Genomic DNA, 26,414 nt, shown 5'->3' with positions numbered 1-26,414 from the left:
TTTCCTCCTTATCGATTTGCCCGATCCAAATAAGATTGCAGGATCATGACTGCCGCCATCTTATCGATGACGAGTTTACGTTTTTTCCGACTGACGTCTGCATCAATCAACATTCGTTCTGCCTGCATCGTCGTCAGCCGTTCGTCGACAAGGACGGTCGAAAGACCGGTGTGCGTCTCGATTTCACGCGCAAACGCTTCACTGGCTTCCGCCCGCGGTCCTATCGAACCGTTCATGTTTTTCGGATGTCCGATGACGATGATTTCGACACCGTATTCCTTGATGATTGTATCGAGCCGCTTAAAGGCGACAGGATATTCCGGCTCCGTCCATTTGATGGTCTCGATTCCTTGTGCTGTCCAGCCCATCAAATCACTCACCGCAACACCTATCGTCCTTGAGCCGACATCGAGTCCGATCGCACGCTTCATTTTTTGTCTCCACTCTCCGATAAATAAGATTTCACGAGTTCTTCAAGTAGTTCGTCACGCTCAATCTTTCGGATCATATTACGTGCATCGTTATGACGAGGAATGTAAGCAGGATCCCCGGAAAGAAGATATCCGACGATCTGGTTGATCGGATGATAGCCTTTTTCTTCTAAAGCATGGTAGACCGTCAGCAACACTTCGCGTGTCGCCGCCTGACTATCGTCTTCTGGAAAATTAAATTTCATCGTTTGATCCATCTGACTCACGTTAGTCACCTCTTTCATTTACACTACTTCTCTATTATGCCAGTGATTGCACGTAATGTGAAGTAAACGCAAGTGCTTCGTTCAATTTCGTAGCATCTTTTCCGCCGGCCTGTGCCATATCCGGACGACCGCCGCCACCGCCGCCGCAGCGTGTTGCCACTTCCTTGATCAGTTTACCGGCATGGTACCCTTGCTCAATCAGATCCTTCGAGACACTTGCGACGAGGTTGACTTTGTCGCCTTGTGCACTACCGAGAACGATGATTGCTGAACCGAGGCTTCCCTTCAATTCGTCCATCATGCCGCGCAGTGCATCCATATCTGAAACGTCCACGCGTTTTGAGAGGAATTGCACACCGTTGATTTGTTCCACGTCGTCTTTGAGTGAGGCCGCTTCGATGTTTGACAACTTCGCTTGCAACGACTCGTTTGCCCGTTCCGTCTCGCGGAGTTGGACTTGAAGCGCTTCGATGCGTCCCGGTACTTCAGTCGTTTTTGTTTTCAGGATGCGTGCCGCCTGCTCGAGCGTCTGCAGATGACCGTTCATGACGTGGTACGCACCTGCACCTGTCACTGCCTCGATCCGGCGTGTACCAGCCCCGATGCCTGACTCTGAGATAATCTTGAAGAGTCCGATTTCTGCCGTGTTTTGAACATGGATTCCGCCGCACAATTCGATTGAATAGGTGCCTGCTGAGACGACACGAACCGTTTCACCGTATTTTTCACCGAACAACGCCATCGCACCTTTTGCTTTCGCATCGGCAATGTTCATCTCTTCGATTTCAACAGCAAGCGAAGCCCAGATGGCTTGGTTGACATCTTGCTCAATTTGAACCAATTCTTCTGCCGTCACTGCTCCGAAATGCGAGAAGTCAAAACGGAGACGGTCTGCCGAGACAAGTGAACCGGCCTGGTTGACGTGTGTGCCAAGCGTGTCCTTAAGTGCCTTATGCAATAAGTGTGTCGCCGTATGGTTTTTCGTAATGGCTTTTCGTGATGTTTCTTCGACTGCTGCCTGAACGGTTGCGTCTGTCAAGACGATTCCGGTCCGGACGATCACCGTATGCAGGTTCTGACCGTTTGGTGCCTTTTGAACATCTTTGACGTCAAGTACGAAGTCCGTGCCGACGATAGTTCCCGTATCGGCTACTTCTCCGCCGCTTTCCGCATAAAACGGTGTGACGTCGAGGATGACTTGTGCCTCTTCTCCCGCCGCGACTTCCGTTACTCGTTCTCCATCATGCAACAAAGCAACGATTTTTGCATCCGTCTTAAGGTCCGTATACCCGATGAATCGGCTTGGGACTGTCAACGTTGCCAATACTTCCGACTGTTGTTGCATCGAACCGCCGTCTTCACGGGCAGCACGGGCACGTTTACGTTGCTCGTCCATCGCCCGTTTGAATCCTTCTTCGTCAACAGACATCTGATGATCTTCTGCATATTCGACTGTCAATTCGAGTGGGAAACCGTATGTGTCATACAGACGGAACGCATCTTCTCCACTGATGATCTGTTCCCCGTTGTTTTTCGCTGTTTGCGCGACGGTATTCAAGATCGCCAAGCCGTCATGTAACGTTTCGTGGAACCGTTCCTCTTCATTTTTAATGACGCGTTTGATGAAATCAGCCTTTTCCGGGACTTGTGGATAGAAGTCCACCATGACGTTTCCGACTGTATCAACGAGTTCGTACATGAACGGACGTTCGATACCGAGCATCTTCGCATAGCGAACAGCGCGGCGAAGCAAACGACGTAAGACATAACCGCGTCCTTCGTTTGACGGCAAGGCACCATCACCGATTGCAAAGGCAACCGTCCGAATGTGGTCGGCAATGACTTTGAAGGCGACATCAAGTTTTGAATCTTCACGATACGTTTTGCCGCTGAGTTCCTCCGTTTTATGGATGATCGGCATGAACAAATCCGTGTCGAAGTTCGTCGGCACATCTTGCATGACACTTGCCATCCGCTCGAGACCCATTCCTGTATCGATGTTTTTCCGTGGCAATTCAGTATAATTCCCGTTTCCGTCATGGTTGTATTGACTGAAAACGATATTCCAAATTTCGAGATACCGCTCGTTTTCACCGCCCGGGTACAGTTCGGAATCGTTTGGATCGTCACCGAATGCCGGTCCACGGTCAAAGAAGATTTCCGTATTCGGACCAGATGGACCTTCACCGATTTCCCAGAAGTTGTCTTCTAGTGGAATGATGCGTTCAGCCGGAACACCCAGTTCGAGCCAAATCTGACGTGCCGCATCATCTTCCGGGTGAATCGTTACCGACAGACGTTCCGGGTCGAGTCCGTACCACGCGTCACTCGTTAACAGTTCCCAGCCCCATTTGATTGCGTCTTCGCGGAAGTAATCCCCAACAGAGAAGTTTCCGAGCATTTCAAAAAATGTATGGTGCCGTGCTGTTTTTCCGACGTTTTCGATATCGTTCGTCCGGATTGATTTTTGCGCATTGACGATTCGTGGGTTTTCTGGAATGACACGTCCATCAAAGTATTTTTTTAAGGTTGCAACACCTGAATTGATCCACAGTAATGTTGGATCTTCAATCGGCACAAGCGACGCACTCGGTTCGATTGCATGCCCTTTGGATTGGAAAAAGTCGAGATACATCTGACGGATTTCTGCCCCCGTCAACGGTTTTAATGGTTTCATCGAAAATACCCCCATGGATTAATTTGTCCGGAACGCAAAAAAAACGATACATTCATCCCTGAAAAGGGACGAAAGCATCGCTTTCGTGGTACCACCCTCGTTCGCAAAGACCAGACTGCATCTTTACCTCGAAAAATCCGTTAACGGAGATTACCCGCAAGTGTTTGCACCCGACTCCGGAAGGAGCTTCAATCGACTCTTCATGGAGATGGTTCCAGCACATCCATCTCTCTCTGGTACATGAAGCATTCGACTTACTTAACTTCCATCAACGTTTTGCGTCCATTCATCTATCGTGATTATTACCTATCTCACGCATCGCGTCAAGTCTTTGTCATACCGCCGAGTCGTTCGATGAGTCGGGTCCGCCGGCGTGGTTCTTCTTCTTGAGAGGCTTTATAAAAAGCACGTGGATCGCCGAATAACAGTAAGCTCGCTTTCGCCCGCGTCACCGCCGTATAGATGAGATTACGGGAATGCTTGAAGGCGCCGGTGAAAAAGACCGGCATTAAGACAATCGGGAACTCTGACCCTTGGGCTTTATGAATCGTAATCGCATAGGCGTGTGTGAACTGATCCCAGTCACTCCGATTGTACTCGACTTCCGTCTGATCGAAACGGGCGATGATTTTATCCACCTTATCGACGTTTTCCTTTGCAAAGAAGATGTTGACGATTTCGCCAATGTCTCCGTTGTAGACATTTTCTTCGGCATTATTGACCAACTGAAGAATCTTGTCCCCGCTCCGGTAAATCCGCGTCCCCTGTTTGACTTCTCGTTTTTTAGGCGCTTCCGGATTGTAGACCTGTTGCAACACGATGTTCAGTTCGTCGATGCCGACTTGTCCGCGGTAGGTCGGGGCTAAAATCTGGACATCGAATTTCGAATACCCTTTTGCCAGTGCCTTCTCCGCGAAAGCGGCAATGCCACGCAGAGATTCCTGCGGTGCCAGTGAATAGAACCGGCGATCGGACAACGGAGCAAGTAAATCAGCCGAAGTGACACGGTTTTTCAAGTCATGTGCCAACCGGAGAATCGAGGAATCTTCCGCTTGACGGTGGACGACGTTGAGTCGGACGACGGGAATCCCGTCCGTATCCATCAAGTCAGCGAGCACTTGTCCCGGACCAACCGACGGCAACTGGTCACGGTCCCCGACAAACAGAATCTTCATCCCATTCGGTACGGCCCGTAATAAACTCGACAACAGATAAATATCGATCATCGACGATTCATCGATGATCAACACCTTTCCTGCAATCGGTTGATCTTCGTTTAATTGGAAGTTCGTTCCGTCATATTTCAGGAGCCGGTGAATCGTCATGGCTGGGACATCCGTCGCTTCAGACAGGCGTTTGGCCGCTCGTCCGGTCGGGGCGACGAGCACATACGGATAGACATCACCCGACTTGACCTGACTTTTTTCGAGCGGCCAGTCGTGAATTTCCTGAAGGGCATGCAAAATTCCTTTGATGACCGTCGTCTTCCCGGTCCCGGGACCACCTGTCAATACCATCAACGGAGCCTTGACTGCGAGCTCAATTGCTTCCCGTTGTTGGACCGCATATTCCATCCCGAACCGTTCTTCGAGCTGACCGATTGCCGATAAGATCGTCGCAACGTCGACTTCCTGCTCCGCACCATTCGCCATCACGCGGGCCAACTCTTTTGCTGCCCGGACTTCGGCGTAAAAAATCGTCGGTAAGTACAAACAGCCTTCTTCGAGTTTAACCTTGTCTTCCGTCAACAACAGCTCAATCGCTTGTTCGAGCCGCTCGCCCGGGTCTTCTCCGAGCAGGCGTGGCGCCCGTTGCAACAGCGATTCGACCGTCGCAAAGGCATGTCCTTCGCCCGCCTCTTGTTCCAAAATATGCATGATTGACGCTGCTACCCGCTCCGGATGCAGTCCGACAAGCCCCAGATGTGAGGCAATCTGATCTGCCGTCTTAAACCCGATCCCACTGACTTCATACATCAAGGAATAAGGATTCTCACGGATGCGTGCCATCGCATCCCCTTCGTAAGCAGCATAAATCTTCGCCGCCAGTTTTGGTGTGACATCAAACGGCGCTAAAAAGAGCATCAGTTGATCGACGCCGTATAACGTCGCCAGACGACTGAAGATGACATCCGCTTGTTTTTGCTTCAAACCCGGAACACGGTCAAGCGCCTTGCTGTCTTTTAAAATAACGTCGATGGCATCTTCGCCTAACGCATCGACGATGTTTTTCGCTGTTTTCGGCCCAATGCCGGTAAACGAACCGTTTGTCAAAAAACGGACTGCTGCGTGTTTCGTCATCGGCACCGACCGCCGGATCAATTCGGCCTTTAATTGTTTGCCGAACCGCGGATGGTCAATCAATCGTCCGAACGCTTGATAGGTTCCGCCAAGCTCAATTCCGACGCCGGTTCCCGTAATGACGAGTTCCGTCTCTTTTAATTCAAAGTTTTTTTCTTTGATGGCAATCAAAACAATCGAATGGGCTTCTTCTTCGGAGGAAAAAAGCACACGTTTGACGCGACCAACTACTTGATGAGGGTGCTCCATCACTCCACCTGCTTTCTTTCTGGACTCCGTTACTCTGCTATTATCATAGCATTCGTTTAACGGATTTTAAATGAGGGAAACATTCCTTGAGTTAATATGCGAATGGAGGAACGAATCATGGGACGTCTACCGATTGCCGGATTATGTGAATTAGTATTAGAAGTCGAGGATATGGACCGCGCTGTTGCGTTTTGGAACGGGACGCTCGGCATCCCGATCGTCGAGCAATGGGCGCCAGAAGATGCCGAACCGAGTCAAGAACAAAAAAAGCAAGACGGTGTCTGGGCGACCTGGCTGTACATCGGGGGAAACACACGCCTCGGTCTTTGGCTAAAACGTGACTTCACGATGGAGGAACGGACCGTCAAACGCCTTCCCGTCACGGAGTGGGACAGCCTGTATGACGAAGGCGGCATGCATGTCCACTGCGCCTTTTATATCGAAAAAGAACAGTTCGACGAGGCACTGGAACTGCTTCGTACCGCATCGATTGCCGTCAAGATTCGGGAATGGGACGAACAAGAGACTTCTAACGATAAAGAGTATTCTGCCTACTTTAAGGACACGGAACAAAACGTCATCGAATTGTACACGAAAAACATGGACGAAGCCTATGAAGACTTTTCCGGTCCCCCGTTACGGATTGTCCGTGAAGTCGGACATTAAAAAAAGCTCTGCTGGATCCGATTGCGCAAGGCAGTCGGCAGCAAAGCTTTTTTTGTGTTACTTCAATAATGCATCCATCTTCGCTTTGGCATCACGCGCAAGCGTATGGTTTGGCTGATAGGCAAGAACTGTTTCCAGTTCTGTGTAACAGGCTTCTTGCTGACCTAAAAAGGCAAGCGCGATGGCGTAGTTATAACGTGCATCGGTATGCGTTTCTTCCAGCAACAAGACTTGTTCGAAGATTTCAGCCGCTTCTTCGATTTGTTCGTTTTGGGCAAGTGCCAATCCATATTGGAAGGCAATTTCAACATCGACGCCGTTCAGTTCCGTCGCCTGTTTCAAACGAGGAATTCCACGGACGGGGTCACCCAACTTTTGATACGTCAGCCCGAGCATGAAATGCAGGTCCGCATCGTCCAAACCGTGCAACAAGGCCAGTCGTAACGACTCTTCCGCTTCAACGAGTTGATCCGCAGCAAAGTACAAAGCCCCTTTCGCGTAATGGGCACTCGCGAACGCCGGGTCAATCGTCAATGCTTTTTCATAAAAGCGGAGTGCCCGATCGGCATCATCCATCGACTGAAGTAATGTACCGAGATTGACATAGGCTGTCGGATCATTTGGTTGTTGTTCGATGGCATCGTTAAACGCTTGGGCGGCCAATTCATAATTGCCGGCCTCGAGATGTCTGAATCCTACTTCATTATAGTTCATATGATTTGCTCCTTTATGCGAGATACGCCAAGCGTTCTCCGGCTTTATACGCTTCATCGATCGTTGCCCCACCTAGGCACACGTCCTCGTCATAAAAGACGACGGCTTGTCCCGGTGTGATGGCCCGTTGCCGTTCGTCGAACGCGACGTCCAGACGTCCGTTTTCGAGTACACGGACCGTGACCGGTGTATCAGTCTGACGATAACGGAATTTCGCTGTACAACGGAATTCTGTTCCAGCCGGCATCGTTGCCGTCCAGCTGATATCAGATGCATATAACCCTTCTGAATAAAGCAATTCATTATGGAAGCCTTGTTCGACGAACAGGATGTTATCGGCCAGGTTTTTACCGACGACGAACCACGGCTCACCGTCTCCACCGATGCCAAGACCATGACGTTGTCCCATTGTGTAATACATCAGACCATCGTGACGTCCCATCGTTTTTCCGTCGAGTGTCCGCATTTCGCCCGGTTGTGCCGGGAGATACTGACTGAGGAATTGCTTGAAGTTCCGTTCACCGATGAAGCAAATCCCGGTTGAGTCTTTTTTCTTCGCCGTTGCAAGGTTCGCTTCTTCGGCAATTTTCCGGACTTCTGATTTCTCCATATGTCCAATCGGGAACATCGCTTTTGCGATTTGATCTTGTGACAATTGATTCAAGAAGTACGTTTGATCCTTGTTCGCATCGACACCACGCAACAATTTATGTTCGCCGTCTTCATATACAGCACGGGCATAATGACCGGTCGCGACAAAATCGGCACCCAGACGCATTGCGTGATCAAGGAATGCCTTGAACTTGATTTCTTTGTTACACATGACGTCCGGGTTTGGTGTCCGGCCGAGTTTATATTCATCTAAGAAATACGTAAAGACTTTATCCCAGTACTCTTTTTCGAAATTGACCGCATAATACGGAATGCCGATTTGGTTGGCAACGGCGATGACATCTTCATAATCTTCCGTCGCCGTACAAAAACCATTTTCGTCTGTATCGTCCCAGTTTTTCATGAAGATCCCGATGACGTTATATCCTTGTTGTTTTAATAAATAAGCCGTGACGGAAGAATCGACACCGCCGGACATCCCGACGACGACCGTTGTTTCGCTCGGCGCTTTTGCACGTGTATTCATATTTTTCACCTCTTAGTTGTTCTGAAACGATTTTACGATATCTATCAGTCCTTGTGCGAGCAGTTCGACTTGTGCCGCATCGTTCCCGCGACCGAAGCTGATCCGGACCGATTGTTTTGTCCGCGGATTTTCACCGTACATCGCCGACAAGACATGTGACGGTTCGATTGATCCTGCCGTACAGGCACTGCCGCTCGAGACGGCAATTCCCCGCATATCCAGCATGATCAAAAACGGTTCGATTTCGACACGGGGAAAATACAGGTTGATGACTTGGGCCAAACCTTCCGCCCCATTTACTTCAAAGTCAATCGTTGACGCTTCGAGCCGCTCGAGTAACAGCGTCCGCAGCTGATGGTAATGGGTTGTTTGTTGCAGACGTTCCGCTGCCGTCAAACGGACGGCTTCCGCAAAACCGACGATGCCGGCAACGTTTTCTGTTCCGGCACGGCGTTTTCGTTCCTGTTCGCCTCCGAAGGATTGCGGCGATAACTTTAGACCGGAGCGGACATAGAGCAGACCGACACCCTTTGGTCCATTGATTTTGTGACCTGAAGCGGATAACAGATCAATGCCCATTTCTTCCACATCAATCGCCATCTTGGCAAAAACCTGGACAGCATCCGTGTGAAACAAAATCTGTTGTTCCTGTAAAAAACGACCGCATGCCGCAATCGGCTGAATCGTTCCGACTTCGTTGTTGCCGAACATGATCGATACTAAAATCGTATCCGGTCGAACGGCAGCGCGCAAAGCCTCTTCCGTTACGACACCGGACGCCGGTACATCAAGATACGTCACGTCAAACCCCCGTTTTTCGAGTTCTTCGAACGCATGCAGGACCGCATGGTGTTCAAAACGGGTCGTGATGACATGACGGCCACGTGATTGGTATTGCATCGCCGCACCGATGATGGCGTAATTATCAGCCTCTGTCCCGCCGCTCGTAAAGATGATTTCCGTCGGTTTGGCGTTTAATTCCGTTGCCATCATCCGCCGTGACGTGTCAATCGCTGCCCGCCCGGACCGGCCGAAAGCATGTACGCTTGACGGATTACCGAACTGTTCGAGCATGTATGGTGTCATCTTCTCGAGGACTTCCGGACGCATCGGTGTTGTTGCTGCATGATCAAAATACATCATAGTTGGTTTCACCTCTCATATATAAAACATATAACCTGTATCATCTTCTTCTGCCAAATCTTTTAATGTCGTCGAATCGAGCACATCGTCGACTGCACGTTGAATTTTATCCCATAACTTCCGTTTCGTCACTTCGTCACAGTTGTCCCCTTCGACGACGACGAGTGGTCCTTCGAGCAAACGAATGATGTCCCCTGCCGTGATTTCCTCGGCAGGACGACCCAGTTTATATCCGCCGTATGCTCCGCGGACACTTTTGACCAGACCCCCGTTACGAAGCGGTGCAATCAACTGCTCCAGGTAATGTTCGGACAAATCGTACAGCTGGGCAATTTTTTTTAAAGACATCGGCTTCAACTCGCCTCCCTTGGCGAGTGCAATCATGATTGTCAGACCATAACGGCCTTTTGTCGAGATTTTCATCATGCGAAAAAACATCCTTTCTAGTATAGTAGTAGCTAAAAGTCGAAAGAAGGAACGCTACCTATGGCTAACTTATTTGAATCCCATTCTCCAGCCGGTCCGCTTGCCAACCGGATGCGTCCTCAATCACTGGACGAAATCGTCGGACAACGCCACTTGATCGGTGAGTCCACCTTATTACGTCGGGCCATTCTCGCCGACCGGCTCGGAACCGTCATTTTCTACGGACCACCGGGGACCGGGAAGACGACGCTCGCCCGTGTCATTTCCAGTTATACGAAATCGGCATTTGAACAACTGAATGCCGTCACGGCAAAACTCGATCAATTACGGGAAGTCCTGAAAGCCGCTGAATCCCGGCTCCAGTTTGACCAACAAAAAACAATCTTATTTTTAGATGAGATTCATCGTTTTAATAAAATGCAGCAAGACGCGTTACTTCCTGCGCTCGAGGCCGGAACGATTACGCTGATCGGCGCAACGACAGAAAATCCAAGTTTTGAAGTCAATGCTGCCCTGTTGTCTCGAGCGACTGTCTTTAGGTTCGAGACACCAACGACGGACGATTTACGGGTCGTCCTGCGCCGAACCTTGGAGGATACAGAACGTGGTCTCGGAAAGTATCCGATTACGATCACGGATGACGCTGTGGACCATTACGTCAAGTTATCCGATGGTGATTACCGGGCTCTGCTGAACGCACTGGAACTCGCGGTTTTAACGACACCGGAAATTGACGGGGAAATCACGATTGACCTCGCCGTAGCAGAAGAATCAATCCAACAAAAAGCCTTGAAATACGATAAGGACGGCGACCGGCATTACGACGTCATCTCGGCCTTCATCAAGTCGATTCGCGGTTCGGATCCGGACGCTGCACTCTACTGGCTCGCCGTCATGATTGAAGCCGGTGAAAGTCCGCGCTTCATCGTCCGGCGGTTATACGTTCATGCGGCAGAAGACATCGGATTGTCCGATCCTCAAGCCTTGTTGCTCGTTGATGCCTGTGCCCGGGCTTGTGAATACATCGGATTTCCGGAGGCACGGATTCCACTCGCTGAAACGGTGTTATATCTGGCGACCGCTCCCAAATCAAACGCGGTCATCACAGCGATTGACAAAGCACTTGAACTCGTCCGCCGTTCAGACGGCGGTCCGGTTCCCCCCCATTTACGGGATGCGCACCATGCCGGAGCGGCGGCACTTGGCAACGGTGTCGAATACCAGTATCCGCACCAATTTCCCCATGCTTACGTTAAACAGAATTACTGGCCGGAAAATCTGGCGCGTACGAAACCGGTCTTTTATACACCCAGTCCACGTGGTTTCGAAAAACAACTGCAAGCCCGTCTCGATTTCTGGAAAAAACAACCGTAAACGATTAGAAAAAGCGACCTCAGCAGGTCGCTTTTTTTCTTAACGGACACGTTCGATGATGACGCCTGCTTCCCGAACGATTTCGTTGATGACATGACTGGCTGCAATCAAACCGCCAACCGACGGAACAAAGGCATTCGAACTTGGCGGCATCTTCGCTTTTCGAATGACGGCTTCGTCATTCCCAACCACTTGCCGGACTTCCTCAATGATCTTGACCGGTGGTTCGTCCGAGAAGACGACCGGGACTCCTTTATGAATCCCTTCCTTACGCAATCGCGTCCGGATAACTTTCGCCAGCGGATCGTAACTCGTATCTTTAATATCAACGATCTTGATTCGCGTCGGATCCATCTTGTTCGCCATCCCCATGCTCGAGATGATCGGAATCTGACGTCGTTTACATTCTTTGATCAAATGAATCTTAAACGAGACCGTATCCGAAGCATCGATGACATAGTCCGGATTTTCCGCAAAAAAGGCTTCATATGTCTCTTCGTTGTAAAACATCTTCAAACGAACAATCTCGAGGTCGGGATTGATTTGCATCAACCGATCCGCCATTGCATCGACCTTCGGTTGTCCGACTGTCGGAAGCAATGCATGGATTTGACGGTTGACATTCGTGATGTCGATATCGTCTTTATCAACGAGGATCAACCGGCCGACACCACTGCGGGCAAGTGCTTCGGCAGAAAAAGAACCGACTCCGCCAATCCCTAAAATTGCGACAGACTTGGAAGCCAATGCATCAAGTCCGGTCTTTCCGATTGCTAATTCATTACGTGAAAATTGATTTAACATCTCATAACCTCACAATACTCATACTGTTTTACTCGGAATTATATCATAAAAAAAAACGTCATGCGACGTATAGTTCAAACCTTTAAAAAAATAAACGATGGGACCCGAAGTGCCGTGTCGATACCTTATTTTTGAACCTGCTGTGCAGGTGGGTGTCTTATCCGATTCCTATTCGTACGTCCTCCTGCTGTGTTACGAGGCATGTACTACTAGTTGGAACGTCAAACTCCCTATCAAAAAAGAGTGGCTCAAAGATAAAAGGCGGCTCTCGTACATCTCAGGAACCCCATCTGTTGCATTTAATATAGCATTCCCCCTATCGAAATGCAACTGGTTCTGCCTTTGAAAATTTGGTCATTTTTCAGTCGTTTCGCTTGACATCCAACGGCGGATGAAGGCCCCTGTCGGATCATACTTTTGTTGCTGAAATTCCGGATTGAACTGCGGCGTTCGTGTCGCATTTCCGACTCCGGCGATGTACGCCCAATTCCCGTAATTGGAGGCGACGTCAAAATCAATCAACTGACTTTCAAAATACCGGGCACCTATGCGCCAGTCTTGTTTTAAGTCATGAATCAAATAACTGGCGGTAATCTGCCGCCCTCGATTCGACATCCAACCGGTCTCCTTGATTTCCCGCATGAACGCATCCACAAATGGTTCACCCGTCTGTCCGGCAATCCAAGAATCCACGGCTGCTTGATCCGTTTTCCATGTTAGATGACCGTCTCGCAGACCGTTTGATCGAAAAAGCCGGTGACCGGTCTCTCGCATCGTCAAATGGAAAAAATCACGCCAAAGCAGTTCGAAGTATAACCAGTAGGTCGATTCGTTGGCACCGTGCTTCCGTTCGGCACGTTGCAGTTCTGCCATGACACGCCTTGGTGAAAGGGAACCGTTCGCAAGCCAAGCGGATAACTTTGAAGAATCATCGCGGTCGAATCCGTTTCGTGTCTCTTTATAGGTAAAGACGGGTCCTTCCAAATAAGCAGTCAGGCGATTACGTCCTGCCGTTTCCCCTCCCGCAAACGGGAATGCCGTACGGGAATCCAGCTTTTCCTTATCCGGCGGTTCAGCATAACGAATCTCTCCCGGTGCATTGATCGGTTCTTCAAATCGGCCGGACTGTTCCACTCTTTTTCGGAAGGCCGTAAAGACGCGTTTCAGTTCGTCACTCCCGATGTCTTCCCGCCGGTGCAGCGTCTGCGTTTCATACATATGGGCTGTATACTGTTGCAAAACCTGCTGTTCGAGACGCGCTTCATAAAAACCGGTCATCCGGTGAAAGTAGAGGACATCCTCCGGTGCCGTGAAGTGCGAAAGTTGTTCCATCGTCTCGCCTTGCAAAATCGTCAGTTCAATTCCGAGTTGTCCTAAATGATTTCGTAAGGCGTGTAATGTCTCTTGTTCAAAGATCACTTGTTGGCGGCCACGCTGTTCCGTCTCTTGTTGAATAAAAACTGCCCGAACCTTGTCTTGCTCGGCACAGGCCTGTGTTAACGCTTCATGATCGTCGACCCGTAAATCATTTCGATACCAAACGACTCCTGCCATGTCACTCACTCCTTTGTTATCCTTACCCGTACTATCTCAATCTTCTTCCTCTCCGCAAACGATTGATGTGCTGAAAAGGTTTTGATTTTTTGTTTTCGTGGAATATAATTAGTACAACTTACTAAGGAGTGAATCATTTCATGGCTGCTAAAAAAGGGAAACTCAAGACACTCATTACGCTCGCTACGACGGTCGGACCGATCGTCTACAAATTTTATAAAAAACAACAAGCTAAAAAATCAATCAATACACCAAAACGATGAACTAACAGATGAGGGGGCGGATATTAAATCCGCCCCCTCATTTCGTTCCAATATGATGGTTCATTTTTTACTTACGCCGGTGCTGCCGGATTCGTAAAAACGCCACGGATATGCCGTCGCTTCCCCGGCATTCGGAATCCCGATTCGAGTCGTCTGAACGATAGTCTCGGCTTTCCCCGCTTCAATCCGAAAGCGTTCATCCCTGTATAAATCCACACCCGAATCTTCTGTCGTCAAACCAAACGCTTGGCACAGCTTAGCCGGACCGTTGACTAAGTTTTTTTGTTCGGCTTTGGTTAACGTTGCGTATGATTTTGCAAATCGACGTTCGGCGACGAGATCATGTCCGCTGATAATCTCCGCCCCGCGCAGTAATACGGCATAGCCTTGATCAATCTCTCCACAGACGATGTTCAGGCAATGGTGCATCCCATACGTGAAATATACATAGAGGTGTCCCGCCGGTCCAAACATCGGTGCGGTCCGTTTCGTCGGTCGCCCACTGTAGGAATGAGCCGCTTGATCGTGCGGTCCAAGATACGCTTCGACTTCGACAATCCGCATCGAAACCGCGTTGACCGTCAAGACACTCCCGAGCAAATCCGGTGCGACGTCGACCGGGGACCGTTCAAAAAAAGACCGTTCCATCTTCATTCCTCCTCTAAAAAAAAACAGATTTCCTTCTCTTATGGAAGGAAATCTGTTGCTGTTACGACTGTTTGACTGCCGTCCGAATCGATAGCTCATTTAATTGTGCATCTGAAACCGGACTTGGTGCCGCTGTTAATAAATCACTTGCCGACGCCGTTTTCGGGAAAGCAATCGTATCCCGCAAGTTCGTGCGTCCAGCGAGTAACATGATCAGACGGTCAAGACCTAACGCGATGCCCGCATGCGGCGGCGTTCCATATTCGAACGCTTCCATCAAGAAGCCGAATTGTTCATTTGCTTCCTCTTCCGTGAATCCAAGTAATTTAAACATCCGCTCTTGGATATCCCGTTCGTAAATCCGCTGTGATCCCCCGCCAAGCTCATACCCGTTCAAGACAAGGTCATACGCAACGGCAAGTACACTGCCCGGGTCTGTCTCGAGTTTGTCGAGATCTTCCCGGCGTGGCATCGTGAACGGATGGTGGTTCGCATAAAAACGACCGTCTGCTTCTTCGAACGTCACGAGTGGGAAGTCCGTTACCCAAAGGAAGTTGAAGACCGTTTCGTCAATCAAGCCGAGTTCTTTACCGAGTTTTTGGCGCAGAGCACCGAGGCTGTCAGCAACGATAGATGCTTTTGCTGCTACGAAAACAAGTAAGTCACCGGCTTCCGCTGCCGTCGCTTCAACGAGTCGTGCCGTCGCTGCTTCATCAAAGAACTTCGCGATTGGACCGTTCAGTCCGTCTGCCGTTACTTTGACCCAAGCGAGACCTTTCGCGCCATAGATCGCTGTGAACTCTTGTAATTTGTCGATGTCTTTACGTGAGAATTGGTCGGCTGCGCCTTTGACGTTCAACGCTTTGACTTCGCCGCCGGATTCAAGTGCCATGTCGAAGACTTTAAAGCCGGCACCTGTGACCGCTTCCGCCACATCAATCAACTCAAGACCAAACCGTGTATCCGGCTTATCCGAACCGAACCGGCTCATCGCTTCCGCATACGGCATCCGCGGGAACGGTGTCGTGATGTCTTTTCCGAGTGTTTCTTTCATGACACGTGTCATCATCGATTCCATCATCGCGTACAAGTCTTCGACATCCATGAAACTTGTTTCGATGTCGACTTGTGTGAATTCCGGTTGACGGTCTGCACGCAAATCTTCGTCACGGAAACAACGGGCGATTTGGAAATACCGCTCAAAACCAGAAACCATCAGTAACTGTTTAAACAACTGCGGCGATTGCGGCAAGGCATAAAACTCACCCGGGTGGACACGACTTGGCACCAAGTAGTCCCGTGCGCCTTCCGGTGTCGATTTCGTTAAGATCGGTGTCTCGACTTCGAGGAAATCTTGTTCGTCGAGGAAGTTCCGCATGATGTTTGATGCTTTTGAACGCAGACGGAATGTTTCCTGTAGCGATGGACGACGGAGATCCAGATAACGGTATTTCAGACGGAGATCTTCTGACGTCTGTTCCGCTTCTTCGCTGATCGGAAACGGCGTCATTTTTGAAGCGTTCAAAATGATGACTTCATCCGCGACGACTTCGACTTGTCCTGTCGGAATGTTCGGGTTCGGATTTTCACGTTTGATGACCGTTCCTTTGATGTCGAGCACGTATTCCGAGCGAATCGTTTCTGCCAGACGGTGTGCCTGCTCGTTTTCCGGTTGGAAGACGACTTGGACAATTCCAGTCCGGTCACGTAAGTCGAGGAAAATCAATCCACCGAGGTCACGGCGTTTTTGAACCCACCCTTTTAGTTGAACGGCTTGGCCGATCGTTTCTTCTGTTACGGTTCCGTTCATGTGTGTACGTCCGATCATTGTACTTCCTCCTTTAATTTCGCGACAATCGTGTCGGCGACAGCTGACAGCGGGACATCAATCTGTTCGCCTGTCGACATGTTTTTTAACGCGGCCGCACCACGTTCGACTTCTTCGTCTCCGAGGATGACGGTAAAGCGGGCCTGCATCCGGTCGGCTGCTTTGAATTGTCCTTTGAACTTCCGTCCGAGATAATCCCGATCCGCAGCAAGTCCTTCCAAACGCATCAATTGAAGCAAGCGGGTTGCTGTTTTTTCGACTTCTTCATTGCCTTGCGCGACGATGAAGACATCGATTGAATCATCGACTTCCGGTAAAACCGCTTCGTTTTCAAGCGCCATCAACAGACGTTCAATGCCGATGCCAAAACCGATTCCCGGTGTTGCGGGACCACCAATCTGTTCGACGAGTCCGTTATAACGTCCTCCGCCGCAGAGCGTCGTGATGGCACCAAACCCTTCTGCCTCCGACATGATCTCAAATGATGTGTGGTTATAGTAATCGAGACCGCGGACGAGTGTCGGGTCAATCACATACTCGATGCCAAGTGCATCTAAATGGAGCAGGACCTGATCGAAATACGCTTTCGAAGCCGGATTCAGGAAATCGAGAATCGACGGTGCCGTCGCCATGCTCGGATGATTGCGGTCAACCTTACAATCGAGAACACGGAGCGGGTTGGCTTCGAGACGGTTTTGACAGTCTTGGCACAACTCGTGAGCAACCGGCTTGAAGTGATTGACCAACGCTTCGCGGTGCGCGGCGCGGCTTTCACTGTCTCCGAGTGAGTTGATGACAAGCTTCAATTTTTTTAAGCCGAATGATTGGTAGATGCTCATCGCTAAACTGATGACTTCTGCATCGATTGCCGGCTCTTCACTGCCAAGCGCTTCGACGCCGTATTGGTGCAACTGACGGAAACGACCGGCTTGCGGACGTTCATAACGGAACATCGGTCCGATATAAAACAGTTTGACCGGCTGATTCGGTGAACCGTATAGTTTGTTTGTCACGAATGACCGAACGACGGCAGCTGTTCCTTCCGGACGGAGCGTAAACTGTTCCTTGCCGCGTTTTTCGAGCATGAACATCTCTTTTTGAACGATGTCTGTCGTCTCACCGACACCTCGTTTGAATAGTTCTGTCTCTTCAAAGATTGGTGTCCGGATTTCCTTGTAGTTGTATCGTTTACTGATCTCCCGCAATTGGTTTTCAATATACTGCCAACGTTCGACTGTACCCGGAAGCACATCAAACGTTCCGCGTGGTAATTTCATCCTAATTCCTCCTTTTGAATACAAAAAAAGTCCTCGTCCGCAAAGGGACGAGAACTTGAAGATCCCGTGGTACCACCCTGGTTGCTGAAAAATCTCAGCCACTCGGTGCAGTTAACGCCTGCTTACGATTTTCCCTACTCTATACATTTCAGGAAAATACCTCAGAAGGGTCTTTCATCTAGTTCGCCTGATCACCCTTCCAGCCAAGGGGCGACTCTCTAAGCAGCCGAGATCTAAATTACTCTTCTTCGTCATCGGTTCTATAATCGTTCTGTTATCCCTTATATTGCCTCGTTCGAAAGATCCTGTCAAGACTTTGGTTACTTTTCTAAAATCAAGGTCACCGGTCCATCATTGACGAGCGCAACATCCATCATTGCGCCGAACTGTCCGGTTTCGACCGTGATCCCTTGTGTGCGCAGACGCGTGTTAAAGGCTTCATACAATTCATTCGCAAGATCCGGTTTCGCCGCTTCCGTAAAGGCGGGACGGCGTCCTTTTTTAACATCTCCGTACAGGGTGAACTGAGAAACGGACAAAATCTGACCGTCCACATCTTGGAGCGACCGGTTCATCCGCTCTTCCTCATCTTCGAACACCCGTAGTCCGGCAATCTTATCCGCTAACCAATTGACTTGCTCCAGCGTATCTTCATGCGTGACCCCGACGAGTAAAAGAAATCCTTGATCGATTTGACCGGTAATCGCTCCTTCGACCGTCACGCTTGCTTCTTTGACCCGTTGTAATACGACTCGCATTCTTATCCGCTCCTTATGTCATCATGACGCGATGCACGGCATACACGTCTGATATCTGTTTAATCCGGTCAACCACTTTCTGCAGGTGATTGACGTTATCGATCGCAATCGTCATCGAAATTTTCGCCTGTTTGCTGTCGTCCCCTTTACCGCTGACAGCCACGATATTCGTATTCATCGCGGACACGGATTGCAGGACATCGTTTAACAAACCGGCCCGGTCAAAACCGGAAATCTCGATTTCGACGTTATAGCTTTTAACCGTCTTGCCTTCGTGCTCCCACTCGACTTCAAGCAATCGTTCTGGGTTTTGTTCATGAATGACGTTTAAACAATCTGACCGGTGAATCGAGACACCGCGTCCGCGGGTGATGTAGCCGACGATGTCGTCTCCCGGTACCGGATTGCAACACCGGCTCATCCGGACCAACATGTTGTCGATCCCTTTGACACGGACACCTTCCGGATTTTGTTTTTTCGGTCGGTCAAACGTCTTCATTTCACTGATGGCTTCGTTTAGTTCAAGGTTTTTTGACTCTTTGTCTTTGCGCAATTTTTCCGTCAATTTATGCGCGACTTGGGCAGCGGTCAGGCCGTGATATCCGACGGCAGCATACATATCTTCTTCTTGACCGAAGTTGAACTTCCGTGTCACGTCTTCGAGTGTCTTTTCGTTGATGACATCCTTTGGTTCAAAGCCGAGTTTTTTTACTTCCGCCTCAATCAGTTCCCGACCTTTCGAGACGTTTTCTTCCCGTTGTTGTCGTTTGAACCACTGGCGGATTTTATTTTTCGCCTGACTCGATACACAAATCTTGAGCCAATCCTTACTTGGTCCATAACTGTGTTTTGACGTGACGATTTCAATGATGTCACCGGTCTTCAGTTTGTAATCGATCGGCACCATGCGTCCGTTCACTTTCGCTCCGATCGTCCGGTGTCCGATTTCTGTATGGATCCGGTAGGCATAATCAATCGGCACCGATCCTTTCGGCAATTCGATGACGTCACCCTTTGGTGTAAAGACGTACAGCATATCGCTGAAGAAGTCGACTTTGACCGACTCCATGAATTCTTCCGCATCGGCAGTATCTTTTTGTAACTCCAGAATTTCACGGAAGTGGGCGATTTTATCTTCGAAACCGGACTTCGCTTCCTGCTCTTTTCCTTCTTTGTAAGCCCAGTGTGCGGCAATTCCGTACTCGGCGATGAAATGCATATCGCGTGTCCGAATTTGCACTTCAAGCGGTTCACCTTTCGGCCCGATGACCGTTGTATGCAACGACTGGTACATGTTCGGTTTAGGCATCGCGATATAGTCCTTGAAGCGTCCCGGCATCGGTTTGTATTGCGTATGAATGATTCCGAGAACCGCGTAACAATCCTTGATGGAGTCGACGATGATGCGCACGGCCATCAAATCATAGATTTCGCTGAATTCTTTTTTCGAATTCTGCATCTTGTTGTAGATCGAGTAGATATGTTTAGGACGACCATCCACCTCGGCCGCAATCTCGACTTCTTCAAGCACTTCGTTGACTTCATCGATGACAGACGTGACGAGCGCTTCGCGTTCCGTCCGCTTTTGTTTCATCATCGAGACAATCCGGTAGTACTGTTGCGGATTGATGTAACGCAGACTGATGTCTTCGAGTTCCCATTTGATCGTCGAAATCCCGAGTCGATGCGCGAGCGGTGCAAAGATTTCCAGCGTTTCTTCTGCTTTTTGGACTTGTTTTTCTTTGACCATATGTTGAAGCGTCCGCATATTGTGTAGGCGGTCGGCTAACTTGATCAAAATCACGCGGATGTCTTCCGCCATCGCAATAAACATCTTCCGGTGATTTTCTGCCAACTCTTCTCGTTTGGACTTGTATTTGATTTTTCCGAGTTTCGTCACGCCATCGACCAGCATCGCGACATCTGCTCCGAATCGTTCCGTGAGTTCTTCCAGCGTAATGTCGGTGTCTTCGACGACATCATGAAGAAGAGCGGCAACAATCGTCGTCGCGTCGAGTCCGATATCTACCAGTATCCCAGCCACTTGAACCGGGTGAATGATATAAGGTTCACCCGATCGACGAAATTGTCCTTCATGCTCGTCTTTTGCGAATTGATAGGCACGTTCGATATCTTTTACTTCTGCCTCCGTCATGTACTCCGCACATCGAGCGAGAAGGTCTTCTACATTTACGATTTGTTTATTTGTCATCCCTTATCCTCACCCAGTCCCCGGGATTGATTACGCTGAATCCCTAATTATATATACCTTCTATTATCGTGAAATTTTGATAATATGTCAAAATAAAAAGAAATACCCCCCCGACTACAACCGAGAGGATATCTACTATGGATTAATCTGCGTAACGAATCAAGGACAAGATATCGTATCCTTCTAACTTTTCACGACCGCCTAAACCGTCCAGCTCAATCAAGAACCCGATTCCGGCAACCGTTCCACCGAGTTGTTCAATCATCTTGATTGTCGCTTCGATCGTTCCACCCGTTGCGAGTAAATCATCGAGAATGACGACGCGTTGTCCAGGTTGGATTGCATCGTGGTGCATCGTCAAGACATCTTTTCCGTACTCAAGACCATACTCGACACGGACTGTCTCACGTGGTAATTTGCCTTCTTTGCGGACAGGAACGAACCCGATTTCCATCGCGTAAGCCGCCGGACAACCGACGACGAATCCACGTGCTTCCGGACCTGCGATGACGTCTGCGCCCTGCTTACGGGCGTAGTCGATCAACGCATCGACGGACTGCTTGTACGCAGGACCGTTTTGCATCAGGGATGTAATATCTTTAAAACTGATTCCTTCTTTCGGCCAGTTTTCAACCTCTTTTATATGCTGTTTGAACTCCATGTCATTTCCTCCTGCTTCGCCGCTTCTACCAAAGTATCAAAACGCTCTTTCAACTGAGCGAGTGACGAATAAATGTATTGTTGCTCGAGACGTTGACGTTCCTCATGACGTTTGTACGTCGCAGCTTCCGTCAAATCCCGTTTTTCAGCATTCGGGTTCACACCCGGCAGCCCGTCCTCCATTGTAACAAGAAAATCAAGTTCCGAAAACACTGAATGCATAAAGTTAATCGAACGTTTTGACCATTTTCGGGTTTTCGACAAACGAACCAGCCCGATCCGCAGTTCTTCCCGCGGACATTTCGCAAAATAATTGAAGTAATGTTTGAAGTCTTCCCGCGAAGGAATCGTCTCGAAATAATAGCCTTCATCTTTAAAAGCACAGTAGATCCGCTCCGCTTCTTTCAGGTAGGGCAGGAAGGCCGATTCTTCTTCCGGTAAGTCCAAGAAGACGATATTTGCTCTGATCGGTCCGTTCAAATGACGTTCCGCATACTTGGCTTGTGTTTCTTGCGTAAAGGCCACGAATGTCGTCTCTTCTGACGGTAAGGCAAACACGTCCGTCAATGGTTTTTTTCCGCCGCGATAATCAAACAATTGAACGTCAGCAACCGCTAAATCCTGAATCATCAGCTGTGGTTTTCGGAAACCGTTCCACTCATTGATGTTTAAACTTCCCATCAAGGAAACGTCTGCCAGCGACGAAATCTCATCCACCGCATCACCAAAACCGAATCCGATTCCGTCCAGTTCCGTTTTCCCGTCCGTCACAAGAACTTTTAAGTGCGTCAGGTCCCGTCCGATGCGTTTCAAGTCACGAATGCTGGCGCCTTCGACGACGACGCGTGGTGACGGATTCCCCATTCCAAATGGCGCAAGTCGTCCCATCTCCTCGATCAAGCCAATCGAAATATCGGAGACATTCAGGCGTAAATCGATTTCAACCGTTCCGATGAACGCTTCGTCCGGTAAGTCGGCTGCTTGGGCATTCAATCGTTCCCGTAACAAAGCGACATCGTCCGATAAAAGTGTCATTCCGGCTGCAGCCGGGTGTCCTCCGAAATGCGGGAGAATATCCGAACAGACGGTCAATTCCGCAAATAGATCAAAGGCGGCAATCGATCGACCGGACCCTTTCGCCGTACCTTTTTCCGCATCATGACATAACAGGATGACCGGCCGATGGTACTTCTCGACGAGTCGTGAAGCGACGATACCGACGACACCCGGATTCCAGTGGGCTGCATCGACGACCAACACCCGATCGGCCAAGTAATGCTGTTCCACTAATTCGATTGCTTCTTCTGCAATTTTCTTCACGATATCCTGCCGTTGTTTATTTTGTTGATCCAGTTGTTCCGCCAACAGACTGGCTTCTTCGAGTGTGTCCGCGAGCAACATCTCGAGCGCCGGCATCGCCGAATCGAGGCGACCCGCTGCATTGATCCTTGGACCAAATGCAAAACCAACCGACTCCTCCGTCAACTCGTCTTCGACGAGGCTGCAGACTTTCCGTAATGCTAAGATACCGGGACGTTCACTGGCGTTTAAGGCTTCGATACCTTTTGCGGCAAGCAACCGGTTTTCCCCGACCAACGGAACCAGATCGGCAATCGTTCCGAGGACAGCCAGATCCAGCAGTTCCTCCGGCACCCGCGCGAGCAAGGCATGGGCAACCTTGAAGGCGACACCGGCACCGGCCAGTTTCGAATACGGATAGTTCGCATCGACACCGGGATGAATCATCGCAAAGGCATCCGGTAAGACGTCTTTTGCTTCATGGTGATCGGTGATGATCAAATCGACTCCGAGTTCTTTTAAGACAGTTGCTTCATCGATACCGGAGATGCCGCAGTCGACCGTAATGATCAAACTGAATCCCTCCTCTGCGGCCCAGCGGAAAGCCGCTTCGTTTGGTCCGTAGCCTTCCGTAAACCGATTCGGGATATAACATTCCGCCATCGCTCCGATTTCGACCAACGCATGCCAGAGAATGGCAGCGGAACTGACACCATCGACGTCGTAATCGCCGTAAATTAAAATCATTTCTCCTGCATCCGCTGCTTGTTGAATCCGGTCCACGACCTTTTTCATATCCTGAAACAGGAACGGATCATGAAAATCCAGCTGGTCCGTCGCTAAAAAGGCACTCGCTTGCTCTGCTGTATCGAACCCGCGTTGGACAAGCAAATGCGCCACATGCTTCGAGACCGCTACGTGTTCTGCTATCTCGTCTATTTTGAGCGGATCGACTTCTTTATCGATCCATGTTTTCTTTGAATGATACATCTAACCCCTCCAATCAACTTCATCATTATAAAACAAAACCCGCGTTAGCGATAGCTAACGCGGATCTGATTACGAGGCTTGTTTCGATGATTTAAGGGTACGCCCTTTCATCACGAGCCACAATTGAGCGGCGATGAAGATTGACGAATACATTCCCATGATCAAACCGACGAGCAAGGCAAGACTGAATCCTCGGATCGCTTCACTGCCGAAAATATACAGGGCAGCGGCCGTCATGATGACGGTCACGACGGTATTGATCGAGCGAATAATCGTTTGTTGAATCGACTCATTGACGATATGCGACAGTTCACTGAACGTGACTTGACGCCCGCCTTTTTCCGCCAGTCCAAGATTTTCCCGGACCCGGTCAAAAGTAACAATCGTATCGTTAACCGAATACCCGATGATCGTCAGGACTGCGGCGATGAAGTACAAGTTGACTTCAATTTGGAACAGCGAGAAGAACGCAATGATCATCAAGGCATCATGGAGCAAGGCCAGTACCGTCGCAATTCCATAAAGCGGTTGGAAACGGAATGAGACGTAGATGACGATCCCGAGCGAAGCCAACAAGACGGCATAAATCGCGTTGCGGGCAATTTCCTGACCGACTTGTGCCGATACCGTCGAGATACTTGGCTCTTTGCCGTATTCGGCTTCAATGACCTGTTTCATTTCGGAAATCTGATCTTGGCTGAATTCACCAACAAATGTCACGTTCGCGAGTTTTCCACCTTGCGCAAACTGCACCCCATTGATTTCCTCCGCATCGATGCCGGCGTCTTCAATGACGGACCGGACGTCCGCTTCTTTGATCGTGTTCTCAGAAGCAATCTCGACCCGTGTACCTTCCGTAAAGTCGATCCCGAGGTTTAACCCGCGGAAGGCAAGCAACAGAACCGAAATCAACACTAAGGCGATCGTAATCGTAAAGTAGATTTTCCGGTGTTTTATATAATCAAATTTCGTTGGATTAAAGTTCACGAATTTCACTCTCCTTTACGCCAAACCAGGTTTTCTTCTTATCAAACCATCGGCTGCTGACGAGAAGTTGCATCAAGTAACGGGAGATGAAAACATTCGTGACGAACGTAACGGCGATTGAGACCATCAACATGATCGCAAAGCCTTTGACGGTACTCGTCCCGAAGTAATACAACACGCCTGCCGAAATTAACGTCGTTAAGTTCGCGTCAAGAATCGTTCCGAATGAACGACGATTTCCGGCTTTAAACGCCGACAAGACCGATTTCCCACTGCGAAGTTCATCTTTAATCCGTTCTGCCGTGATGATATTGGCATCTACCGCCATCCCGACACCCAGTACGAGAGCCGCGATTCCCGGTAAGGTCAGAACCGCATTGATTCCGTTAAAGAAGATCATGACGAGATAAATATAGAACAGTAACGTGATGATCGACACGAAACCCGATACCCGGTAAAACAACAGCATGAAGACGAAGACGGCTGCGACACCGATCATCGAGGCGAACAACGTCTGATCGAGTGCGTCTTGACCAAAAGCGGCCGAGACGGACGTCGAGTAGATTTCATCAAGCTTAACCGGAAGTGCCCCGGCATTTAGGATCGACGACAGTTGTTTGCCGTATTCTGCCGTGATATCGCCACCTGAGATGATCGCTTTATCCGAGTTGATCGGCTGTTGGACCGATGCATCGGAGACGATTTTCGAATTTTCTTTTTGAATCTCTTTTTCGTACGTATCGCCTTTTTCATAATCCAGCCAGATGACAAGACGATTTGCTGGTGGTTGCATTTGCGACACTTGTTGTGTCACTTCATAGAACTTTTCTTTTGATTTCATCGTCAGTTCGACGAGCGGCGCGTTTGTTTGCGGATCATATCCGACTTTCGCCCCTTTGGCCTTCAAATCCGATCCATCAAGTAACACTTTGTCGTTGATGTCGCGGAACGACAATTCAGCCGTCGAAGATAAAATCTGACGTGCTTCACTCTGGTTTTTAACGCCGGCTAATTGAACACGAATCCGGTTGTCTCCTTCGATCCGGATATCCGGTTCCGAAACACCCAACACGTTGACCCGGTTTTCGATTGCCGTCAGCGTCGCGCTCATCGCATTGGCATCGATGACGTCGCCTTCTTTCAGCGGTTGTACTTCATACAAGACCTCAAAGCCGCCCTTTAAATCCAAACCTAGCTTCGTATCTTTCAGGAGCCAAGTCGATGTCGTACCGATCAGTATGAGCAGTGCGGCAACGATGATAAAGAACGTGGCCAGTTTTCCCTTCTTAATCATGCTACATTGTCCTTTCTCTCAATCCCAGTATATTTTCAGACAACTTTCTTATCCTATCCTAGCTTACATAAGAACTGGTAATTATAGCAATCGTTTTTCTCGTATAAAAACAGAAAAGACGCTCCCGAATTCGGAAAGCGTCTGTTTCTAGCCTTATTCGACGATTTCGTCGTCCATGACAGTCGTTGATTTTTTCGTAACTTCTGCGACCGCACTACGGTTAAACGTCAATTGCGCGTTACCCGATTTCAATGTGACCGTTGTCTCATCAACTTTTTGTACGACCCCATGAAGGCCACCGATCGTCACGATCGAGTCACCGCGTGATAACTGGGTTTGCATCTCACGCACTTGCTTCTGGCGTTTGTTCTGTGGACGAATCAACAAGAAATAAAACACCACGAAGATCAAGATCATCGGGAGGAATGTCAATAATTGTTGCATCTGAGTCAGCTC

General features: G+C 49.4%; 21 protein-coding genes, 1 other RNA gene, 1 pseudogene and 1 other annotated feature. Of the genes and pseudogenes, 3 read left to right on the top strand and 20 right to left on the bottom strand.

The genetic code is table 11. From position 1 onward, the window contains the following. Positions 1–8: 8 nt before the first annotated feature. From ruvX to recD2, 4 genes are all read right to left on the bottom strand, one after another. On the bottom strand, positions 9–431 hold the full coding sequence (gene ruvX, locus KNP87_RS00835) for a Holliday junction resolvase RuvX (RefSeq protein ID WP_028105937.1): 423 nt from the start codon (positions 429–431) through the stop codon (positions 9–11). After that, positions 428–697, bottom strand: coding sequence for an IreB family regulatory phosphoprotein (locus tag KNP87_RS00830; protein ID WP_026827846.1), 270 nt, complete (start codon positions 695–697; stop codon positions 428–430). The genes ruvX and KNP87_RS00830 overlap by 4 nt, the downstream gene beginning before the upstream one ends. Positions 698–731: 34 nt before the next feature. Continuing rightward, complete coding sequence (alaS, locus tag KNP87_RS00825) at positions 732–3,374, bottom strand: alanine--tRNA ligase (protein ID WP_214720579.1); 2,643 nt, start codon at positions 3,372–3,374, stop codon at positions 732–734. Positions 3,375–3,697: 323 nt separating this feature from the next. Next, entirely contained in the window at positions 3,698–5,923 is a 2,226-nt protein-coding gene (gene recD2, locus KNP87_RS00820; RefSeq protein ID WP_214720578.1) for an SF1B family DNA helicase RecD2, read from the bottom strand. A 117-nt stretch (positions 5,924–6,040) separates the two neighbouring features. On the opposite strand from recD2, the gene KNP87_RS00815 reads away from it, so the two are divergent. Beyond that, a complete protein-coding gene (locus KNP87_RS00815; protein ID WP_119923244.1) occupies positions 6,041–6,589 on the top strand; it encodes a VOC family protein in 549 nt (182 codons plus the stop codon). 57 nt (positions 6,590–6,646) lie between these two features. On the opposite strand, the gene KNP87_RS00810 is transcribed toward KNP87_RS00815, so the two are convergent. Genes KNP87_RS00810 through cymR form a run of 4 tightly spaced genes read right to left on the bottom strand, consistent with a single transcriptional unit; the run spans position 6,647 to position 10,007 of the window. Beyond that, on the bottom strand, positions 6,647–7,303 hold the full coding sequence (locus KNP87_RS00810; protein ID WP_026832454.1) for a tetratricopeptide repeat protein: 657 nt from the start codon (positions 7,301–7,303) through the stop codon (positions 6,647–6,649). Between the two features lie 13 nt (positions 7,304–7,316). Continuing rightward, the gene (gene mnmA / locus KNP87_RS00805) at positions 7,317–8,441 is read right to left on the bottom strand and encodes a tRNA 2-thiouridine(34) synthase MnmA (RefSeq protein WP_214720577.1); all 1,125 of its coding nucleotides are present in this window, start codon (positions 8,439–8,441) and stop codon (positions 7,317–7,319) included. 12 nt (positions 8,442–8,453) lie between these two features. Beyond that, a complete protein-coding gene (locus KNP87_RS00800) occupies positions 8,454–9,584 on the bottom strand; it encodes a cysteine desulfurase family protein (protein ID WP_214720576.1) in 1,131 nt (376 codons plus the stop codon). Positions 9,585–9,599: 15 nt separating this feature from the next. Beyond that, positions 9,600–10,007, bottom strand: coding sequence for a cysteine metabolism transcriptional regulator CymR (cymR, locus tag KNP87_RS00795; RefSeq protein WP_026832451.1), 408 nt, complete (start codon positions 10,005–10,007; stop codon positions 9,600–9,602). A 63-nt stretch (positions 10,008–10,070) separates the two neighbouring features. Between cymR and KNP87_RS00790 the strand changes: the two genes are divergently transcribed. Beyond that, a complete protein-coding gene (locus tag KNP87_RS00790; RefSeq protein ID WP_026832450.1) occupies positions 10,071–11,384 on the top strand; it encodes a replication-associated recombination protein A in 1,314 nt (437 codons plus the stop codon). A gap of 39 nt (positions 11,385–11,423) precedes the next feature. Here KNP87_RS00790 and KNP87_RS00785 read toward each other — a convergent pair whose 3' ends face one another. The 3 genes from KNP87_RS00785 to KNP87_RS00775 all read right to left on the bottom strand — a co-directional run bounded on the left by KNP87_RS00785 (position 11,424) and on the right by KNP87_RS00775 (position 13,742). Then, entirely contained in the window at positions 11,424–12,188 is a 765-nt protein-coding gene (locus KNP87_RS00785; RefSeq protein ID WP_026832449.1) for a tRNA threonylcarbamoyladenosine dehydratase, read from the bottom strand. Positions 12,189–12,285: 97 nt separating this feature from the next. Continuing rightward, positions 12,286–12,475, bottom strand: a non-coding RNA gene (gene ssrS / locus KNP87_RS00780) — 6S RNA. A gap of 67 nt (positions 12,476–12,542) precedes the next feature. Beyond that, positions 12,543–13,742 carry a DASH family cryptochrome gene (locus KNP87_RS00775; protein WP_214720575.1) on the bottom strand — a complete coding sequence of 400 codons (1,200 nt, stop codon included), beginning with the start codon at positions 13,740–13,742 and terminating at the stop codon, positions 12,543–12,545. Positions 13,743–13,882: 140 nt separating this feature from the next. Between KNP87_RS00775 and KNP87_RS17315 the strand changes: the two genes are divergently transcribed. Then, positions 13,883–14,005 carry a hypothetical protein gene (locus KNP87_RS17315; RefSeq protein ID WP_255415516.1) on the top strand — a complete coding sequence of 41 codons (123 nt, stop codon included), beginning with the start codon at positions 13,883–13,885 and terminating at the stop codon, positions 14,003–14,005. A 60-nt stretch (positions 14,006–14,065) separates the two neighbouring features. Here the strand turns inward: KNP87_RS17315 and KNP87_RS00770 are convergent, their stop codons facing one another. The 9 genes and pseudogenes from KNP87_RS00770 to yajC all read right to left on the bottom strand — a co-directional run bounded on the left by KNP87_RS00770 (position 14,066) and on the right by yajC (position 26,402). Next, complete coding sequence (locus KNP87_RS00770; protein WP_214720574.1) at positions 14,066–14,653, bottom strand: DNA-3-methyladenine glycosylase; 588 nt, start codon at positions 14,651–14,653, stop codon at positions 14,066–14,068. Positions 14,654–14,714: 61 nt separating this feature from the next. After that, complete coding sequence (aspS, locus tag KNP87_RS00765; protein WP_214720573.1) at positions 14,715–16,481, bottom strand: aspartate--tRNA ligase; 1,767 nt, start codon at positions 16,479–16,481, stop codon at positions 14,715–14,717. Then, positions 16,478–17,758 (bottom strand): histidine--tRNA ligase, encoded by a 1,281-nt coding sequence (gene hisS / locus KNP87_RS00760; protein ID WP_035414080.1) that lies wholly within the window; start codon positions 17,756–17,758, stop codon positions 16,478–16,480. The genes aspS and hisS overlap by 4 nt, the downstream gene beginning before the upstream one ends. Before the next feature lie 40 nt (positions 17,759–17,798). Continuing rightward, positions 17,799–18,022: a binding site (T-box leader), on the bottom strand. 56 nt (positions 18,023–18,078) lie between these two features. Further along, positions 18,079–18,516, bottom strand: coding sequence for a D-aminoacyl-tRNA deacylase (gene dtd, locus KNP87_RS00755; protein ID WP_119923252.1), 438 nt, complete (start codon positions 18,514–18,516; stop codon positions 18,079–18,081). 13 nt (positions 18,517–18,529) lie between these two features. Beyond that, on the bottom strand, positions 18,530–20,728 hold the full coding sequence (locus KNP87_RS00750) for a RelA/SpoT family protein (RefSeq protein ID WP_026832443.1): 2,199 nt from the start codon (positions 20,726–20,728) through the stop codon (positions 18,530–18,532). A gap of 142 nt (positions 20,729–20,870) precedes the next feature. Then, positions 20,871–21,389 (bottom strand): adenine phosphoribosyltransferase, encoded by a 519-nt coding sequence (locus KNP87_RS00745; protein WP_012370959.1) that lies wholly within the window; start codon positions 21,387–21,389, stop codon positions 20,871–20,873. Next, positions 21,368–23,677: a single-stranded-DNA-specific exonuclease RecJ gene (gene recJ / locus KNP87_RS00740; RefSeq protein WP_214720572.1), complete on the bottom strand. Its 2,310-nt coding sequence runs from the start codon at positions 23,675–23,677 to the stop codon at positions 21,368–21,370. Before recJ ends, KNP87_RS00745 begins: the two co-directional genes overlap by 22 nt. 69 nt (positions 23,678–23,746) lie before the next feature. Further along, positions 23,747–25,958 (bottom strand): annotated as a pseudogene (gene secD, locus KNP87_RS00735) (protein translocase subunit SecD). Between the two features lie 153 nt (positions 25,959–26,111). Continuing rightward, a complete protein-coding gene (gene yajC / locus KNP87_RS00730) occupies positions 26,112–26,402 on the bottom strand; it encodes a preprotein translocase subunit YajC (protein ID WP_014970891.1) in 291 nt (96 codons plus the stop codon). Between the last annotated feature and the right edge of the window lie 12 nt (positions 26,403–26,414).

This window comes from Exiguobacterium sp. s192 (genome assembly GCF_018618795.1).
Lineage (GTDB): Bacteria > Bacillota > Bacilli > Exiguobacteriales > Exiguobacteriaceae > Exiguobacterium_A > Exiguobacterium_A undae.
The sequence above is the reverse complement of the archived record's forward strand: the minus strand, read 5'-3'. Positions and strand labels throughout refer to the sequence as shown.

Excerpts from the sequence above, each read along its gene's own strand:
- KNP87_RS00800 (WP_214720576.1), bottom strand. The coding sequence starts at position 9,584 with ATGATGTATTTTGATCATGCAGCAACAACACCGATGCGTCCGGAAGTC.
- cymR (WP_026832451.1), bottom strand. The coding sequence starts at position 10,007 with ATGAAAATCTCGACAAAAGGCCGTTATGGTCTGACAATCATGATTGCA.
- yajC (WP_014970891.1), bottom strand. The coding sequence starts at position 26,402 with ATGCAACAATTATTGACATTCCTCCCGATGATCTTGATCTTCGTGGTG.
- KNP87_RS00810 (WP_026832454.1), bottom strand. The coding sequence starts at position 7,303 with ATGAACTATAATGAAGTAGGATTCAGACATCTCGAGGCCGGCAATTAT.
- mnmA (WP_214720577.1), bottom strand. The coding sequence starts at position 8,441 with ATGAATACACGTGCAAAAGCGCCGAGCGAAACAACGGTCGTCGTCGGG.
- KNP87_RS00770 (WP_214720574.1), bottom strand. The coding sequence starts at position 14,653 with ATGGAACGGTCTTTTTTTGAACGGTCCCCGGTCGACGTCGCACCGGAT.
- alaS (WP_214720579.1), bottom strand. The coding sequence starts at position 3,374 with ATGAAACCATTAAAACCGTTGACGGGGGCAGAAATCCGTCAGATGTAT.
- recD2 (WP_214720578.1), bottom strand. The coding sequence starts at position 5,923 with ATGGAGCACCCTCATCAAGTAGTTGGTCGCGTCAAACGTGTGCTTTTT.
- dtd (WP_119923252.1), bottom strand. The coding sequence starts at position 18,516 with ATGCGAGTCGTATTACAACGGGTCAAAGAAGCAAGCGTGACGGTCGAA.
- KNP87_RS00750 (WP_026832443.1), bottom strand. The coding sequence starts at position 20,728 with ATGACAAATAAACAAATCGTAAATGTAGAAGACCTTCTCGCTCGATGT.
- recJ (WP_214720572.1), bottom strand. The coding sequence starts at position 23,677 with ATGTATCATTCAAAGAAAACATGGATCGATAAAGAAGTCGATCCGCTC.
- KNP87_RS00775 (WP_214720575.1), bottom strand. The coding sequence starts at position 13,742 with ATGGCAGGAGTCGTTTGGTATCGAAATGATTTACGGGTCGACGATCAT.
- KNP87_RS00785 (WP_026832449.1), bottom strand. The coding sequence starts at position 12,188 with ATGTTAAATCAATTTTCACGTAATGAATTAGCAATCGGAAAGACCGGA.
- hisS (WP_035414080.1), bottom strand. The coding sequence starts at position 17,758 with ATGAAATTACCACGCGGAACGTTTGATGTGCTTCCGGGTACAGTCGAA.
- KNP87_RS17315 (WP_255415516.1), top strand. The coding sequence starts at position 13,883 with ATGGCTGCTAAAAAAGGGAAACTCAAGACACTCATTACGCTCGCTACG.
- KNP87_RS00790 (WP_026832450.1), top strand. The coding sequence starts at position 10,071 with ATGGCTAACTTATTTGAATCCCATTCTCCAGCCGGTCCGCTTGCCAAC.
- KNP87_RS00815 (WP_119923244.1), top strand. The coding sequence starts at position 6,041 with ATGGGACGTCTACCGATTGCCGGATTATGTGAATTAGTATTAGAAGTC.
- aspS (WP_214720573.1), bottom strand. The coding sequence starts at position 16,481 with ATGATCGGACGTACACACATGAACGGAACCGTAACAGAAGAAACGATC.
- KNP87_RS00745 (WP_012370959.1), bottom strand. The coding sequence starts at position 21,389 with ATGGAGTTCAAACAGCATATAAAAGAGGTTGAAAACTGGCCGAAAGAA.
- ruvX (WP_028105937.1), bottom strand. The coding sequence starts at position 431 with ATGAAGCGTGCGATCGGACTCGATGTCGGCTCAAGGACGATAGGTGTT.